16 protein-coding genes are annotated in these 13,873 nt (G+C 75.2%); 8 read left to right on the top strand and 8 right to left on the bottom strand.

Annotation, left to right across the window (positions count from 1 at the left end):
* The first annotated feature begins 24 nt into the window (after window positions 1–24).
* A complete protein-coding gene (locus tag ACIPW5_RS01345) occupies window positions 25–684 on the top strand; it encodes a DUF2278 family protein (protein ID WP_401238695.1) in 660 nt (219 codons plus the stop codon).
* On the top strand, window positions 684–1,499 hold the full coding sequence (locus ACIPW5_RS01340) for a class I SAM-dependent methyltransferase (protein WP_401238692.1): 816 nt from the start codon (window positions 684–686) through the stop codon (window positions 1,497–1,499). Before ACIPW5_RS01345 ends, ACIPW5_RS01340 begins: the two co-directional genes overlap by 1 nt.
* Here the strand turns inward: ACIPW5_RS01340 and ACIPW5_RS01335 are convergent.
* Window positions 1,474–2,538, bottom strand: coding sequence for an N-acetylmuramoyl-L-alanine amidase (locus ACIPW5_RS01335; RefSeq protein WP_401238689.1), 1,065 nt, complete (start codon window positions 2,536–2,538; stop codon window positions 1,474–1,476). The two genes, ACIPW5_RS01340 and ACIPW5_RS01335, sit on opposite strands and share 26 nt — an antisense overlap.
* Window positions 2,539–2,759: 221 nt before the next feature.
* The gene (locus ACIPW5_RS01330; protein WP_401238686.1) at window positions 2,760–3,194 is read right to left on the bottom strand and encodes a CBS domain-containing protein; all 435 of its coding nucleotides are present in this window, start codon (window positions 3,192–3,194) and stop codon (window positions 2,760–2,762) included.
* A gap of 134 nt (window positions 3,195–3,328) precedes the next feature.
* Between ACIPW5_RS01330 and ACIPW5_RS01325 the strand changes: the two genes are divergently transcribed.
* Together ACIPW5_RS01325 and ACIPW5_RS01320 are read left to right on the top strand one after the other, a co-directional pair.
* The gene (locus tag ACIPW5_RS01325) at window positions 3,329–3,913 is read left to right on the top strand and encodes a TetR/AcrR family transcriptional regulator (protein ID WP_401238684.1); all 585 of its coding nucleotides are present in this window, start codon (window positions 3,329–3,331) and stop codon (window positions 3,911–3,913) included.
* Window positions 3,914–4,015: 102 nt separating this feature from the next.
* Entirely contained in the window at window positions 4,016–4,774 is a 759-nt protein-coding gene (locus tag ACIPW5_RS01320; RefSeq protein WP_401238681.1) for an SDR family NAD(P)-dependent oxidoreductase, read from the top strand.
* On the opposite strand, the gene ACIPW5_RS01315 is transcribed toward ACIPW5_RS01320, so the two are convergent.
* The 3 genes from ACIPW5_RS01315 to ACIPW5_RS01305 form a co-directional block, all read right to left on the bottom strand.
* Window positions 4,702–6,321 (bottom strand): alpha/beta hydrolase, encoded by a 1,620-nt coding sequence (locus tag ACIPW5_RS01315; protein WP_401238679.1) that lies wholly within the window; start codon window positions 6,319–6,321, stop codon window positions 4,702–4,704. The genes ACIPW5_RS01320 and ACIPW5_RS01315 overlap by 73 nt on opposite strands.
* 115 nt (window positions 6,322–6,436) lie before the next feature.
* Window positions 6,437–6,991, bottom strand: a complete 555-nt coding sequence (locus ACIPW5_RS01310) for an FABP family protein (protein ID WP_401240051.1) — start codon at window positions 6,989–6,991, stop codon at window positions 6,437–6,439.
* A 102-nt stretch (window positions 6,992–7,093) separates the two neighbouring features.
* Window positions 7,094–7,765 (bottom strand): hypothetical protein, encoded by a 672-nt coding sequence (locus tag ACIPW5_RS01305; RefSeq protein WP_401238676.1) that lies wholly within the window; start codon window positions 7,763–7,765, stop codon window positions 7,094–7,096.
* Between the two features lie 194 nt (window positions 7,766–7,959).
* Here ACIPW5_RS01305 and ACIPW5_RS01300 point away from each other — a divergent pair, with 194 nt between their 5' ends.
* From ACIPW5_RS01300 to ACIPW5_RS01290, 3 genes are all read left to right on the top strand, one after another.
* Window positions 7,960–8,511, top strand: coding sequence for a hypothetical protein (locus tag ACIPW5_RS01300; protein WP_401238674.1), 552 nt, complete (start codon window positions 7,960–7,962; stop codon window positions 8,509–8,511).
* A 107-nt stretch (window positions 8,512–8,618) separates the two neighbouring features.
* Window positions 8,619–9,233 (top strand): TetR/AcrR family transcriptional regulator, encoded by a 615-nt coding sequence (locus ACIPW5_RS01295; RefSeq protein ID WP_401238671.1) that lies wholly within the window; start codon window positions 8,619–8,621, stop codon window positions 9,231–9,233.
* Window positions 9,230–10,141 carry an SDR family oxidoreductase gene (locus ACIPW5_RS01290; RefSeq protein ID WP_401238668.1) on the top strand — a complete coding sequence of 304 codons (912 nt, stop codon included), beginning with the start codon at window positions 9,230–9,232 and terminating at the stop codon, window positions 10,139–10,141. The genes ACIPW5_RS01295 and ACIPW5_RS01290 overlap by 4 nt, the downstream gene beginning before the upstream one ends.
* Before the next feature lie 13 nt (window positions 10,142–10,154).
* Here ACIPW5_RS01290 and ACIPW5_RS01285 read toward each other — a convergent pair whose 3' ends face one another.
* Window positions 10,155–10,721 carry a YbaK/EbsC family protein gene (locus ACIPW5_RS01285; protein ID WP_401238665.1) on the bottom strand — a complete coding sequence of 189 codons (567 nt, stop codon included), beginning with the start codon at window positions 10,719–10,721 and terminating at the stop codon, window positions 10,155–10,157.
* Between the two features lie 103 nt (window positions 10,722–10,824).
* On the opposite strand from ACIPW5_RS01285, the gene ACIPW5_RS01280 reads away from it, so the two are divergent.
* A complete protein-coding gene (locus ACIPW5_RS01280) occupies window positions 10,825–11,994 on the top strand; it encodes a cation diffusion facilitator family transporter (protein WP_401238662.1) in 1,170 nt (389 codons plus the stop codon).
* Here the strand turns inward: ACIPW5_RS01280 and ACIPW5_RS01275 are convergent.
* Together ACIPW5_RS01275 and ACIPW5_RS01270 are read right to left on the bottom strand one after the other, a co-directional pair.
* The gene (locus tag ACIPW5_RS01275) at window positions 11,991–12,890 is read right to left on the bottom strand and encodes an alpha/beta fold hydrolase (RefSeq protein WP_401238659.1); all 900 of its coding nucleotides are present in this window, start codon (window positions 12,888–12,890) and stop codon (window positions 11,991–11,993) included. The two genes, ACIPW5_RS01280 and ACIPW5_RS01275, sit on opposite strands and share 4 nt — an antisense overlap.
* 40 nt (window positions 12,891–12,930) lie before the next feature.
* Window positions 12,931–13,797 carry an ArsR family transcriptional regulator gene (locus tag ACIPW5_RS01270; RefSeq protein WP_401238656.1) on the bottom strand — a complete coding sequence of 289 codons (867 nt, stop codon included), beginning with the start codon at window positions 13,795–13,797 and terminating at the stop codon, window positions 12,931–12,933.
* Window positions 13,798–13,873 lie beyond the last annotated feature (76 nt).

Below are 13,873 nucleotides of genomic sequence, written 5' to 3'. Positions count from 1 at the left end.
CCGCGCCGGTGGTTGACTGGCCGCATGCCGCTCGACTCCTACGGGGTGCTGTCGGGAACGCTGCACCGCCACTTCCGCGACACGCCCGACACCCAGGGGCACTGGTTCCACGTCAACCTGGAGGTGGACGCGCCCGCCGGCCGGTACCGGTGCGCGGTCGACGTGGACAGCAAACAGTCCGCCACCGGCGTCCAGTGGAAGGTGTTCACCCTGGCCGCCTCCGTGCTCGACCCCGTGCCCTCCCTCGACCCCGGCTACCACGAGCTCTCGACGAGCTCCGGCTCCGGCGCCCTCGACTACCAGCGCCACCCGGGCCTCCAGCACCGCCCCGGCTGCTCCCTCCCCGTCCGCCCGCCCGCCTGGCTGGCCGGCCTGACGGGCCGGCTCAACCCGCCCCGCCCCTGGATCTCGGGCTCCAACCTCGACGCCGCGCAGGCACTGGAGCCCATCCTGCTGCCCGGCCGGGAGATCATGGTCTTCGGGGAACCCTTCGACCACGGGCTCGGCATGCACAACGTCCACCAGAACCAGGGTGATCCGTACGGCAGCCAGTGGTGGGACGACAACGGCACCTGGCAGGACGGGGCCACCCTCACCCGCCGGCCCGACGGCCTGTACGACGTCTTCCTCAACAAGTTCTCCAGCCAGGCCGACCACACCGGGCCCGACGGCCACCCCGTCTAGTGGAGGAGCGCTACGACACCTGGGCCACCGGGGACGGCTACGAGCGCTACATGGGCCGCTGGAGCCGCCCGGTGGCCGACGCCTTCACGGCCTCGCTCGGGGTCGGGCCCGGAGCCCGGTGGATCGACGCCGGGTGTGGTACGGGCGCCCTGGCCGGGGCGGTGGCGGCCCGCTGTCTGCCGGAGCTGGTGCTGGGCGTGGACCGGTCCGCCGCCTTCGTGACGGCGGCCGCCCGGACCGCCGCCGCGGAGTACGGGGCCCGGGGGCCGGTCTTCGCGGTGGCCGACGCGCAGGCGCTGCCCGTGCGCGACGGGGCCTTCGACGCCGCTGTCAGCGCCCTCGCCCTGAACTTCCTGCCCGACCCCGGCGCGGCGGTCGCGGAGGCGGCCCGGGCGGTGCGGCCGGGCGGGCTGGTCGCCGCGTACGTCTGGGACTACGCCGGGGGCATGGGGCTCCTGGGGCACTTCTGGGACGCGGCCGTCGCCCTGGACCCCTCCGCGGCCGGCCTGGACGAGCGCCGCCGCTTCCCGCTGTGCCGGCCCGGCCCGCTGCGGACGCTGTGGACGGGGGCGGGGCTGGGCGCGGTGGAGGTCGTCCCGGTCGAGGTGCCGACCGTGTTCACCGGCTTCGCGGACCTCTGGGAGCCCTTCCTGGCCGGACAGGGACCCGCCCCCGGATACACCGCCTCCCTCGGCCCCGCCGGACGCGCCCGGCTGCGCGAGGCCCTCGCCGGGTCCCTGCCGGTCCGGCCCGACGGGTCGATCGCGCTGACCGCCCGCGCCTGGGCGGTCAGCGGCCGCCGAGCAGGCCGTTGAACGGGTTCGCGGCCTGCGCCCGGACGGCGGGGAGCTGCCGGTGGAGGGCGTTCCCGGGGCACTCGGTGGCGAAGACGTCGCGGTGGCCGGAGATCCGCTCCACCGTCACCCGCTCCCCGGCCCTGAAGCGCCCGTTGTCGACGGAGGCGGTCAGCTCCACGGTGCCCGAGGGGGCGTGCCCGTACCGGCCGAGGGCCCAGGCGGCGAGCGAGGCCAGGGCCGCCGTGGCCTCGGGCGGGGCCCCGGATCCGGAGTACCGGCCGATCACCGCGACCCCGACGGTGTCCGTGTTGAAGCCGAGGGTGTGCGCCCCGGTCACGGGCCGGCCGGAGCCGCCGGCCCGGCCCTCGAAGACCGTGCCGCACTTGTCGACCACGTAGTTGTAGCCGAGGTCCTTCCAGCCGTTGACCCGCTGGTGGAGGGCCTGGAGGCCGCGTACGACGGCGGGGGAGTCGGAGCAGGCGTAGTCGTTGCTCTGGGCGGTGTGGTGGACGAACACGGCCTTGACGTCCCTGCCGTACGCGGCGGGCTCCCCGGGGTCCCCGGCCGCGCCCCAGCGGGCCCGGGGCACGATCCGGGGCCGGGATCCGGCGACCGCGGCCGCGTACGCCGCCGGCTCGGGCGCGGCCGCGGGGCGGGGGCCGGGCCCCGGGTCGACCAGGTCGAGGCGCACCCCGGCCGGCAGCGCCCCGCCGGCCGCGGTGGCCCGTACCTCCACGGCGTCGGACGGCCCGGCCCACCACGGCTCCCCGCCCTCCACCAGCGTCCACGGAGACCAGTGACCGGAGGCCCGCTGCCGGGCGCGGACCCGGTACGCGCCCGGACCCGGCCCGCCGGGGCGGTCGGCGGGCGCCGTGACGGCCAGCATGGCGAAGGGGGTCCCGGCGTCCGCGAGGACGGCGGTGCCGGCCGAGGTCAGGGTGACGGCGCGGGGCTGCGGGGGAGCGGCGGCCGGTTCCGCGGCGACCGCGGCCACGGTGACGAGCAGACAGCCCAGGGCGGCGGTGAGGGGCGTCAGCGGGAATCCGCGGGTGCGCAACTGGGTTCACTCCAGGATCCCCGGACGACGGTGGACGAGAACCGGAACAGCGGCACCTCCGGTACGCCCCCGAACCCTTCCCGGGCCCCGAGGACACAGGGCGCCGACCGGGCTGGAAGTGCCCGGCCGGCGCCCTGCGCACTTCGCTGACCGCTCCCTTCAACGAGCAGGGGGTCCGGTGGTCACGGCCTGCGGCCGCCCGGTTCCACCGCGCCCCGCACTCAGTTGGCGGCGTACACCCGGACCGCGAAGTCCGCGATGTCGGCGTCGGAGAGGTTCTTCGCCAGGTTCGCCTCGGTGATCATGCCGACGAGGCGGCGGCCACCGGCCACGTCGATGACGGGCAGCCGCTTGATCTGGTGGATCTCCATGGTGTCCAGGGCTTCCTGGGCGTTGCTGTCGGCGTCGATCCAGTGCAGGGTGCCGGCGAGGTCGCCGGCCCGCATCCGCGCCGGGTCCTTGCCGTCGGCGCAGCACTTGAGGATGATGTCGCGGTCGGTGATGAGGCCCTGGAGGCGCTCGTCGTCCCCGCAGATCGGCAGGCAGCCGACGTTCAGCTCGCGCATCATGCGGGCCGCGTCCTGAAGGGACTGGTCCTCGCGGATGCACTGCACGCCCTTGGTCATGATGTCCCGGGCCCGCAGGTTCCTGTCCATGGTTCCTCCTTCCGTGCCCTTCCCTACGAGACGAGCACAGCACGGATGGACCGGCGCTGCCCGCCGGGAGCGTCAGCGTCCGGACCGAACGACATTGTTGACCGTTCGTTCCAGAACGCTTTATGATCTTCGGCGTGGCAAGGACCAAGGAATTCGATCCGGACGCCGTGCTCCAGTCGGCCCTCGAGCTGTTCTGGCGGCGCGGCTACGAGGCGACGTCCGTCGCCGACCTCGTCGAGCACCTCGGCATCGGACGGGCCAGCATCTACGCGACCTTCGGCAGCAAGCGCGAGCTCTACCTGAAGGCGCTGGACCGCTACGCCGAGACCTTCGACCCGCTGCTGCTGGACCAGCTCTCCGCGCCGGGGCCCGCACTGCCCGGCGTCCGGGCCGTCGTACGCCGCTTCGCCGCCGAGGCCGCGACCCCCGGGGAGCGGCTGACCGGCTGCTTCGTCACCAACACGGCGGCCGAGCTGGCCCCGCACGACGACGCCGCCGCCCGCCGGGTGGGGGTGAGCTGGGACCGCTTCGAGACCCTGCTCCACTCCGCGCTCGTACGGGCCCAGGGGCAGGGGGAACTGGAAGCCGGCCGCGATCCGCGCGCGCTGGCCCGGATGCTGCTGGTCCTGCTCCAGGGCGTCCGCGTCGTCGGCAAGGCCTCGGACGACCCGGCCCGCGTCCGCGACGCGGCGGAACAGGCCCTGACCCTGCTGGACTGACCGCCCGCCCCGCGCGCCCCCGGCCGCGGGCTTCCGTACGCCCGAATTCTGAACCGATCGTTCAAATAAGGGGCCGCCGGCCCCGTAAAGGAGTCACCGAAGATGAACCGCTTCACCGGCAGGACCGTCCTGGTGACCGGCGCGGGAACCGGCCTCGGCCGGGCCATCGCCCTCGCCTTCGCCGCCGAGGGCGCCTCCGTCGTCGCCGCGGGCCGCACCGCCGCCACCCTGGACGAGACGGTCGCCCTCATCGAGGCGGCCGGCGGCACCGCCGCGGCCGTCCCCGTCGACGTCACCGATGCGGACCGGGTGGAGGACCTCGTGCGCGAGAGCGTCGCCCGCTTCGGCGGACTGGACGTCGCCGTCAACAACGCGGGCGTGCTCCGCGGCACCGGGCCCGTAGCCGACGTCAGCGAGGAGGACTGGGACACCGTCCTGCGCACCAACGTCACCGGCGTCTGGCTGGCGATGAAGCACCAGATCTCGCACATGAGGAAGAACGGCGGCGGAGCCATCGTCAACATCTCCTCCAACCTGGGCGCCCACCTGCGGATACCGAACGCCGCCGCCTACATCACCTCCAAGGCGGCCGTCTCCGCCCTCACCCGCGCGGCCGCCCTCGACCACATCCACGAGGGCGTGCGCATCAACGCGGTCAGCCCCGGCGCCGCCGCCGGCCCCATGTCGCTGCGGCCCGGCGAGACCGAGGCCGACCGGGCCGAGCGGGTCAGGTCGGAGAACCCGCTCGGCCGGGTCGCGGAGGCCGAGGAGGTGGCCGCCGCCGTGCTCTACCTCGCCTCGCCCGCGGCCGGCTCGGTGGTCGGCACCGACCTCGTCGTCGACAGCGGCTCCTCCGCCTGACCGCCGGCCCGCGCGGCCGGATCCGGCAGCGGCCGCCCCGCGCAGACGGCGTCCGCCTCCGGCATCCGGCCGTCGAGCAGGAAGTCCTCCACGTAGCGGTCCACACAGGTGTTCTTCGACTGGTAGGCCCCGTGGTCACCGCCGCCGACCGTGATCAGGCGCGATCCCGCCAGCCGCCGGTGGGCCCGTACGGCCCCCTCGTAGTAGGTCGCCGGATCGTGCTCCGAGTTGAGCATCAGGACCGGCGGCAGCCCCCGGCCGGTCACCTCCACGCGCGGGGCGCCGGAGCGCGGCCAGGCGGCGCAGATCGAGGTGAAGGCCAGCTCCCGGGCCCCGGCCATGGGGTAGGCCCGGCTGTCCGCCTCGCTCCTGCGGACCCAGTGTCCGGTGTCCCGGTTCCACGGGGTGTCCTGGCAGACGACGGAGAAGAAGTCCGCCGCGAACCGGGCGTCCATCGGGTGCTTCAGCTTCTGCGCGAGGGCCCGCCGGGTGGCGGCCGGGGCGCCCGCCGGGTCCTCCAGGACGCCCAGGAGCGCCGCCAGGTCCGGGAACCGGTCGCCGCTGTAGATCATGCCGGTCGCGGCCGCGTCCAAGTGGTCGGGCAGGACGCGGGTCCCCTCCAGGTCGAGCGGGTGCTCGCGCAGCGAGGCGCGCAGCCGCTCGTACGAGGCCTTGGCCTCCTCCGGGGTCCTGCCCCGGTGGTAGGTCGCGTCGTTCGCCGCCAGCCACGGCAGGAAGTCCTGCTCGAACCGGCGCTGGAAGCTCATCGGCTGCCCCGTCAGGAACTCCTGCCAGCTGCCGCTGAAGTCGATGTTGCTGTCCAGCACCACCCGCTCGACCCGGCGCGGGAAGCGGGTCGCGTAGACGGCGCCGAGGTGGGTGGCGTAGGACGGGCCGTAGTACGACACCTGCCGGACGCCCAGCAGCGACCGGTACAGGTCCATGTCGTGCGCGGCCTGGTCGGTGGTGATGTACGGCAGCAGACCGCCCGAGTTGCGGCGGCAGTCGCGCACGAAGGCCCGCGCCCGCTGCACGGTGCCGCGGACGGCCTCCGCCGAGCGGTCGCGCAGGTCGCCGCCCGCGAACAGGGCGTCCACCTCCTCCTGGCCGGAGCAGACCACGTTCGTGCTCGCCCCGACGCCGCGCTGGTCGAAGCTCACGATGTCGTACGCGGCCGCCAGCTTCGGCGCGTAGGAGGCCAGGCCCGCCGGCCGCCCCAGCCCCGACGCCCCCGGTCCGCCGGCCGCCATCATCAGGACGCCGCGCCGGGCGGCGGGGTCCGTGGAGCGGTGCCGGGACACGGCCACCGTGAGGTCCGCCCCCCGGCCCGGGTGGTACCAGTCGCGCGGCACCGTCATGGAGGCGCACTCCAGCGGACCCGTCCGGCAGGGCTGCCAGTCGAGCCGCTGGTCCGCGTACCGGGCGGGTATCGCGCGGGCCCCGGCGTCCGGCGCGGCGTGCGCCGGGACGGCGGGCAGCGCCGCCACGGCCAGCAGTCCGCAGGCGGCGGCCGCGGCCCGGCGCGCGGTCTTCTTCAACAGGTCCATCTGGGTGCTCTCCCCCGTCACGGTGATCGGTCGTGACGATCCTCCGCGAACCGGGGGCCCGGGACGATCTCCCCAGCACCCGTGTCCGGGGTGGTGCTGGTGCCACCCCCCGCGGTCAGGCGCGGCGGACCAGACGCGTCGTCAAGTGGTGCTGGAGGGGCTGTCCCACGGCCGCCATGTCGTGCTCGACCGTCAGGCCGTCGCCGACGAGGGTGTAGTGGCGGCGGGTGCCGGTGACCTCCTTGGCCAGCGGGGTCAGTGACACCTCCTTGGTCCCGATCTCGATCTCCAGCCCGTCCGGGGCGGGGGCGGACACCCGTCCGGTGTAGGTCTCGACGATGCCGGTCGGGTGGGCGAGCACCACCTCCAGCGACGCCTCGGGCGTCACCCGCCACCACCCGGCCTCCCGGCCCGCCGGCCGCACCGGGGCACCGGCCCCGTCGACCAGCCACGCGCGGGCCTCGTACCGCAGGAAGGGCCGGCCGTCGTGGCTGAAGGTGATCTCCTGCTCGTACCGGAAGTCCTGCTCCAGGGTCGGGTACTCGCCCCGCCCCCGTCCGTGCCAGCGCCCCAGCAGGGGCAGCACCGGAGCCAGCAGCGGATGCAGCTCGGGCCCCTCCCCGAGGACGTGGCTGTCGGGGTAGGGATTCTCCTGCGCCGGCTCGAACATGTTCACCTTGCCCGTTCTGTGGTCGTTCCCCGCGAGCGTGCAGCGTAGCCTGCACCGCGCGGTCGTCCGGGGACGGTCCGCCGACCGGACACGACGACCGCCCTACGCGACGAACTCCTCGTCCCCGTACCGGACCTCGACGGAGTTCCAGTCGACGCCGAGCCGGGCCGTGAACTTCCGCGCGAGCGGCAGGTCCGCGATCGGCGCGATGAGGATCAGCCGCCCGTCGAGGGCGACCGAGCCGCCGCCGAGCCGCTCCCGCGCCACAGGGTCGGCGAGCAGGGCGTCGCGCAGCCGGGTGGCGCTGACGCCCCCGGCCTGGATCTCGACCGCGTCGGTCTCCGGCGAGGTGCGCGGCAGGCAGCGGAACGTCAGCACGGACTCCTGGTCGTACTGCTTGCGGATGACGTCGGCGATGTGGTGCAGCCCGTTCGCGTCGACCCTGGCGACGTCGAACTCGCGCGAGCGCTCGTAGGTGGCCTGCTGTTCGTCCGAGGACCAGAACACCCCGTCGAGCAGGGTCGAGGACTCGGTGCGCGCCCCGTGGGAGCGGATGATCTCCCGCACCTCGCGGTCGAAGCGGTGCAGCCGCGTGCGCAGCCGGGGGTCGGCCGGGTCCGTGATGACGGCGGTGTTGTCGGTGGCGAAGATCTCCGCGGCCGGGCACCGGCCCGCGCCGGAGGCGGGGGAGAGGGCGTCGGCCTGGGCCGTGCCCGCCCCCGCGGACGCCAGCGCCAGGACCCCTACCGCCACCAGTGCGCGCAACCGCTTCATGCGTCAACTCCCTGCCCGTGGACTCGTGCTGCGGCGCTCCCGGGGCCGCAGCGGGCCTCATCCTAGGAGCCGCGCGGCACCCCGCGGGGGTGTCGGCACCCCATATGGCGGATAGCGGACGGTGGCTACTTGGGGCCGTCCGGCGTTAGGCAGCCGCCGTCACGGGTAAGGCCCAGCGGGGGAGGGGGTGCGGGATGCGGGATGGTGCGCGCGGTGCGGCCCGCGGTGCGGCGGCGCTCGGGTCGGCGGCGACCCTCGTCCTCGCCGCCTGGCTGGTCTGGCTCCTGCCCGGCCCGCAGCTGGCCGCCGTCCTCGGATTCGGCCCCGTGGACGGGGTGGTGACGATCGCCGAGTGCTACGAGGCCGCCGACGTGGAGGGCTACGCGGCCGGCACGCAGTGCAAGGGCCGCTACACCCCGGCACGCGGGGGAGGCGGCCCGCAGGAGGAGATCCTGCTGGAGACGGCCGCCGAGGAGCACCGGCCGGGCTCCGCGGTGGAGGTCCGCACCGTGCGCGGGAAGGCGTACGAACTGTCGGGATTCGCCGTCGGCGACCTGGGCGTCGCGACCGGACTGCTCCTCGTCCCGTTCCTCGCGCTGGCGACCTGGCTGGCGTCCTGCGCCCGCCGCGGCGGGGCCGTGGACGGGGGCGGGTTCGTGCTCGGCGCGCTGGCCGCGATGGTGGCCGTGATCGTCCTGGGCGTGGCGGCAGGGCTCCTGGTCGAGCTGCTCACGGCCGTCTTCTGAACCTGCCGCGCGGGGCGGACCCGTGGGGCGGTACTTGCCGGAGCGTGGGCCGGACGCTTTAATGAATGAACAGGCATTTATTAACGCGTGACGACGGAGGTGCGCCGGTGGCCCGTCCCCGAGGGGTGGAAGACGCCGTGATCCTGCGGGCGGCGGCCCGGGTCATGGGCCGCGTGGGACCCGCCGGGTTCACGCTCGCCGCCGTGGCCCGCGAGGTCGGCCTGGTGCCGGGCACCCTGGTGCAGCGGTTCGGGTCCAAGCGCGGCCTGCTGCTGGCCCTCGCCGACCGGTCCGCCGCCGAAGCGGGCGAACGGGCCGGACGGGTGCGCCGGGACCACGACTCCGCGCTCGGCGCCCTGACCGCACTGACGGTGGAGACCGCGTCCGAGATGGCCACCCCGGAGAGCTTCGCCCACCACCTGGCGTTCCTGTGCGCGGACCTCACCGATCCGGAGCTCTACGAGCGCGCCCTCGCCGTGCACCGGGCCCAGGCGCGGGCCGTGGGGGAGCTGCTGGCGGAGGCGGCCGCCACGGGCGAACTCCACCCCGGCACGGACGTCGCGGCACTGACCCGCACCGTCCAGGCGATCACCGCCGGAACGGGCCTGACCTGGGCCCTGGAACGCGAGGGCACCCTGCGCGGCCGCCTGGGGCACGAGCTCGGCACCGTGCTCTCCCCGCACCTCCCGCCCCACCACGCCCCCGACCAGGAGGAAGCATGACCGACGACGTACGCCCGCTGGCAGGAAAGGTCGCCCTGGTCGCCGGCGGCACCCGCGGCGGAGGCCGGGGCATCGCGATCGAACTGGGCGCCGCCGGCGCGACGGTCTACGTCACCGGACGCAGCAGCGCCGCCGGACGGTCCCCCCTGGACCGCCCGGAGACGATCGAGGAGACCGCCGAGCGGGTCACCGCGGCCGGCGGCCTCGGCATCCCCGTGCGGACCGACCACAGCAGCCCCGAGGAAGTCCGGGCCCTCGTCGGCCGGATCGCCGCCGACCAGGACGGACGGCTCGACGTCCTGGTCAACTCCGTCTGGGGCGGGGACCCGCTGACCGACTGGGAACACCCCCTGTGGGAACAGGACCTCGACACCGGCATCCGGCTGCTGCGGCAGGCGGTGGAGACCCACGTGATCACCAGCCGCCACGCCCTCCCCCTGATGGTCGCCCGGGGGAGCGGCCTGGTCGTGGAGGTCACCGACGGCAACACCGCCCGCTACCGCGGCTCCTTCTTCTACGACCTGGCCAAGTCCACGGTCATCCGCCTCGCCGTCGCCCAGGCCGCCGAACTACGGCCCCACGGCGTCGCGGCCGTGGCCGTCACCCCGGGCTTCCTGCGCTCGGAGGCCATGCTGGAGCACTTCGGCGTCACCGAGGACAACTGGCGCGACGGCGCGGCGAAGGACCCGCACTTCGCCCACTCCGAAACCCCGGCCTACCTCGGCCGGGCCGTCGCCGCGCTCGCCGCCGACCCCGGCGTCATGGCCAAGTCCGGCCGTGCCCTGGCGACCTGGGGCCTGTACCGGGAGTACGGGTTCACCGACGCGGACGGCAGCCGGCCGGACTTCGCCGCGCACTGGGCCGAGAACCTGGAAGCGGAGTACGGGCCGCTCGGCGACCCGCTCTGACGGACGCCGCCGGCTACGGCACGACGGCGAGGCCCTCGATCAGCTCCGCGCCCGGGAGCCGGGCGAACAGCCCGCCCGGGGCGATCAGCTTGCCGCGCCGGCGGCCGCTGCCCACCAGGACGTACGGCATGCCGGCGACCGCCGCGTCCACCAGCAGCGGCCACCCGGCCGGCAGGCCCAGCGGGGTGATCCCGCCGTACTCCATGCCGGTCAGCTCCACGGCCGTGGCCATCGGGGCGAAGGACACCTTCCGGGCCCCCAGGTACCGCCGGACGACCCCGTTCACATCGGCCCGCGCCGCCGAGGGCACCAGGCAGGCGGCGAGCGTGGTCCCGCCGCCCCGCTTCGCGGCGACCACCACGCAGTTCGCGGACCGGTCCAGCAGCTCGTGCCCGTAGTGCTCGACGAAGGCGGCCGTGTCCGCGATCGCCGGGTCGGTGTCCACGTAGACGATCTGCCGCGCCGCGGCCGGGTCCTCCCGGTGCCGGCCGCGCACCGCCTCGGCCACCGGGGCGACCAGCTCGGCCAGGCAGTCGGGGGCGGGCCGGGCGTCTTCGAAGGGGCCGATGGGGGCGCGCATGCCCGCACGTTAGCAGGGTGCGCAGGTGCGAGGCCGTCGCACCTGGTCACAGCGGGTACGACGGCTGTAGCCGCAATGGGTTCCCTGTGTCAACGTAGGCTCCATGGACGGCAATCGGGGCACCGGCCGGAGCACCCCCGCGCACCGGCACGACCATCACGACCACGACCACGCTCACGACCACGATCACGCTCCGGGCAACGGCCACGCTCCAGGGGACGGCCATCACGCTCCGGGCCACGAGCACGAGCACGAGCACGAGCAAGTTCACGGCCAAAGCCACGGCCACGGCCACGCTCACGGCCGCGGCCGCCGGCACGGCCTGCGGCACCTGCTCACCCCGCACCGCCACGACGCCGGCGACAAGGTCGACCCGGCCATGGAGGCCTCCCGCGAGGGCATGCGCACGCTGTGGACCTCGCTCGCGGTGCTCGGGGCGACCGCCGCCGCCCAAGCCGTGATCGTCGCCCTGTCCGGGTCGGTGGCGCTGCTCGGCGACACGGTCCACAACACCGCCGACGCGCTGACCGCCGTACCGCTGGGCATCGCCTTCGTGCTCGGCCGGCGCGCCGCCGACCGCCGCTACACCTACGGCTACGGCCGCGCCGAGGACCTGGCCGGCGTGCTCATCGTGCTGGTCATCACCGCGTCCGCCGTCCTGGCCGCCTGGACGGCCGTCGACCGGCTCCTGCACCCCCGCGAGGTCACCCACCTGTGGGCGGTCTGCGCCGCCGCGCTCACCGGCTTCGCCGGCAACGAGTGGGTGGCCCGCCTGCGCATCCGCACCGGCCGCCGGATCGGCTCCGCCGCCCTGGTCGCCGACGGCCTGCACGCCCGCACCGACGGGTTCACCTCACTGGCCGTCCTGCTGGGAGCGGCGGGCTCCGCGGCCGGCCTGCGGGCCGCCGACCCCGTCGTCGGACTGCTGATCACCCTCGCCATCCTGCTGGTCCTGAAGGACGCCGCCCGCGAGGTGTACCGCCGGCTGATGGACTGCGTCGACCCGGCCCTCGTGGACACCGCCGAACACGCCCTGCGGGAGGTCCCCGGGGTGCTCGGCGTCGGGCAGCTGCGCATGCGGTGGATCGGCCACGCCCTGCGCGCCGAGGCCGACATCGTGGTCGGCGGCCACCTGACCGTCGTCCAGGCGCACGCCCTCGCACACGCCGCCGAGCACGCCCTGATCCGGGCGATCCCCCGGATGACGGCCGCGACCGTCCACACCGGCCACCCGGCCGCCGAGCACCGGGCCGCTTCCCGCCAGGCCGTCTAGGCCGTCTCCGTGCGGTGGACGAGGTCCGTGATCAGCGTGGCGATCGCGGGCCACAGCGCCCGCGGCAGGTCGTGTCCCATACCGGCGAAGACCGCCAGTTCGGCGCCCGGCACGGCCCCGGCGGTGGCCCGGCCGCCGCTCACGTCGCACATCGGATCGTCCGTGCCGTGGATCACCAGCGTGGGGAGCCGCAGCGACCGCAGCCGCACCGTACGGTCCCCCGACGCCACCGAGGCCACGGCCTGGCGGGCGACGCCGAGCGGGTCGTACGACCGGTCGAAGGCGCGGCCCGCGCGCTCGCGCACCCCCGCCTCGTCGAAGGGGAACCCCGGCGAGCCCAGCACCCGCACGGCGTCGACCGTCCGCTGGACCGCCTCCTCGCGGCTCCTCGGCGGCGGTCCCGCGAGCGCCCCCAGCGCCCCGCGGTCCGGCTGCCCCACCGCCGGATCCCCCGTCGTCGACATCAGGGAGGTCAACGACCGCACCCGGTCCGGGTGTTCGATCGCCATCGTCTGGGCGATCGCCCCGCCCAGCGACAGGCCGACCACGTGGGCGCTGTCCAGCCCCAGCGCGTCCAGCAGGCCCACCGCGTCGCCCGCCATGTCCGACAGCGAGTACGAGGCCGACGACAGGTCGCCCGCGAGCGCCGCCGGGACGTCGGGCACCGGCGCGTCCGGGAAGTGCGTGGACAGGCCGACGTCGCGGTTGTCGAACCGGATCAGCTGTACGCCGCGCCCCGTCAGCTCCGCGCAGAAGCCGTCGGGCCACCCGTGCATCTGGAGGGCGATGCCCATGACCAGCAGCACCGGCGGGGCCTGCCCGTCCCCCCAGCGCTCGTACGCCACCTCGATGCCCGCCGGTCCCACGCCCACGGCCTTCTCCTCGTTCACCGTCATGCCGTCTCCTCCTGTGCAGGGGCGGACGCCGAACATACCGTCAGGAGCGCTCCAGCAGGGCGGTACCGAGCTCGCTCGCCGTGTAGTGCACCTCGCGCCGGTAGCGGTGGCTCGTGACGAGGCCCGCGTCGCGCAGGACCGAGAGGTGCTGGGACACCGCGCCCAGGCTGAGCCCGCTGAGGGCCGCCAGCTGCGTGGTGGTGCTGGGCGAGCCGGTGAGGGCGAGCAGCCGGGCCCGGCTGCGGCCCAGCAGCCGGCCCAGCCCGTCCGCGCAGGCGCCCCGCCGCTCCCACAGGCCGCCCACCGCCCGCGAGGGGTAGACGAGCGCGGGGGGAGCGGGCGCGGCCCCGGTCAGCAGGTGGCAGCGCGCGGCGAACGCGCTGGGGGCCAGCACGATGCCCGCACCGTCCAGGTCCGGACCGGCCGGGGGCAGTTCGGCGGACACCAGCCGGTCGCCGGTCCAGCGCAGCGAGGGGTGGAGGCGGGCGAACACCTCCTGGATGCCGTCCTCCGCGAGCTGGCGCGTCCGGTAGGCGACGTCCGCCTCCAGCACGGCCCGGATCCGCGGCCAGTACGGCCGGACCGCCGCCTCCCACCAGGCCCGCAGGGCCTCGCCCAGCTCCGGCGCGGGCCCCATCAGGGCGAGCTCCTCCTCGAACTCGGCCAGCGGGCAGCGCGGGGGCGGAGGGGCGAACCCGGGGGAGGCGGCCGCGGCGCGCAGCGGCGCGGTCCGGCGGGCGAGGGAACGGTCCTCGCGCAGCGGCAACACCGTCTTGATCCACGGCAGATGGACCGCGTGCCGCCCCGGATCGGCGGTGGCCCGGAATCCGGCGACGGTCTCCCACAGCGGCGAGACCGCGAACCGGATCCCGGCGACGTCGTGCACCCCGAACCGCACTTCACCCACGTACCCACCCCCACCAGCAGGATCTTTTCGCCCAGCCTAAAACATTGGCCCCACCGCCCCCGCGGCCGACATCTTC

This window comes from Streptomyces sp. NPDC090077, assembly GCF_044747545.1.
GTDB lineage: Bacteria > Actinomycetota > Actinomycetes > Streptomycetales > Streptomycetaceae > Streptomyces.
The sequence above is the reverse complement of the archived record's forward strand: the minus strand, read 5'-3'. Positions and strand labels throughout refer to the sequence as shown.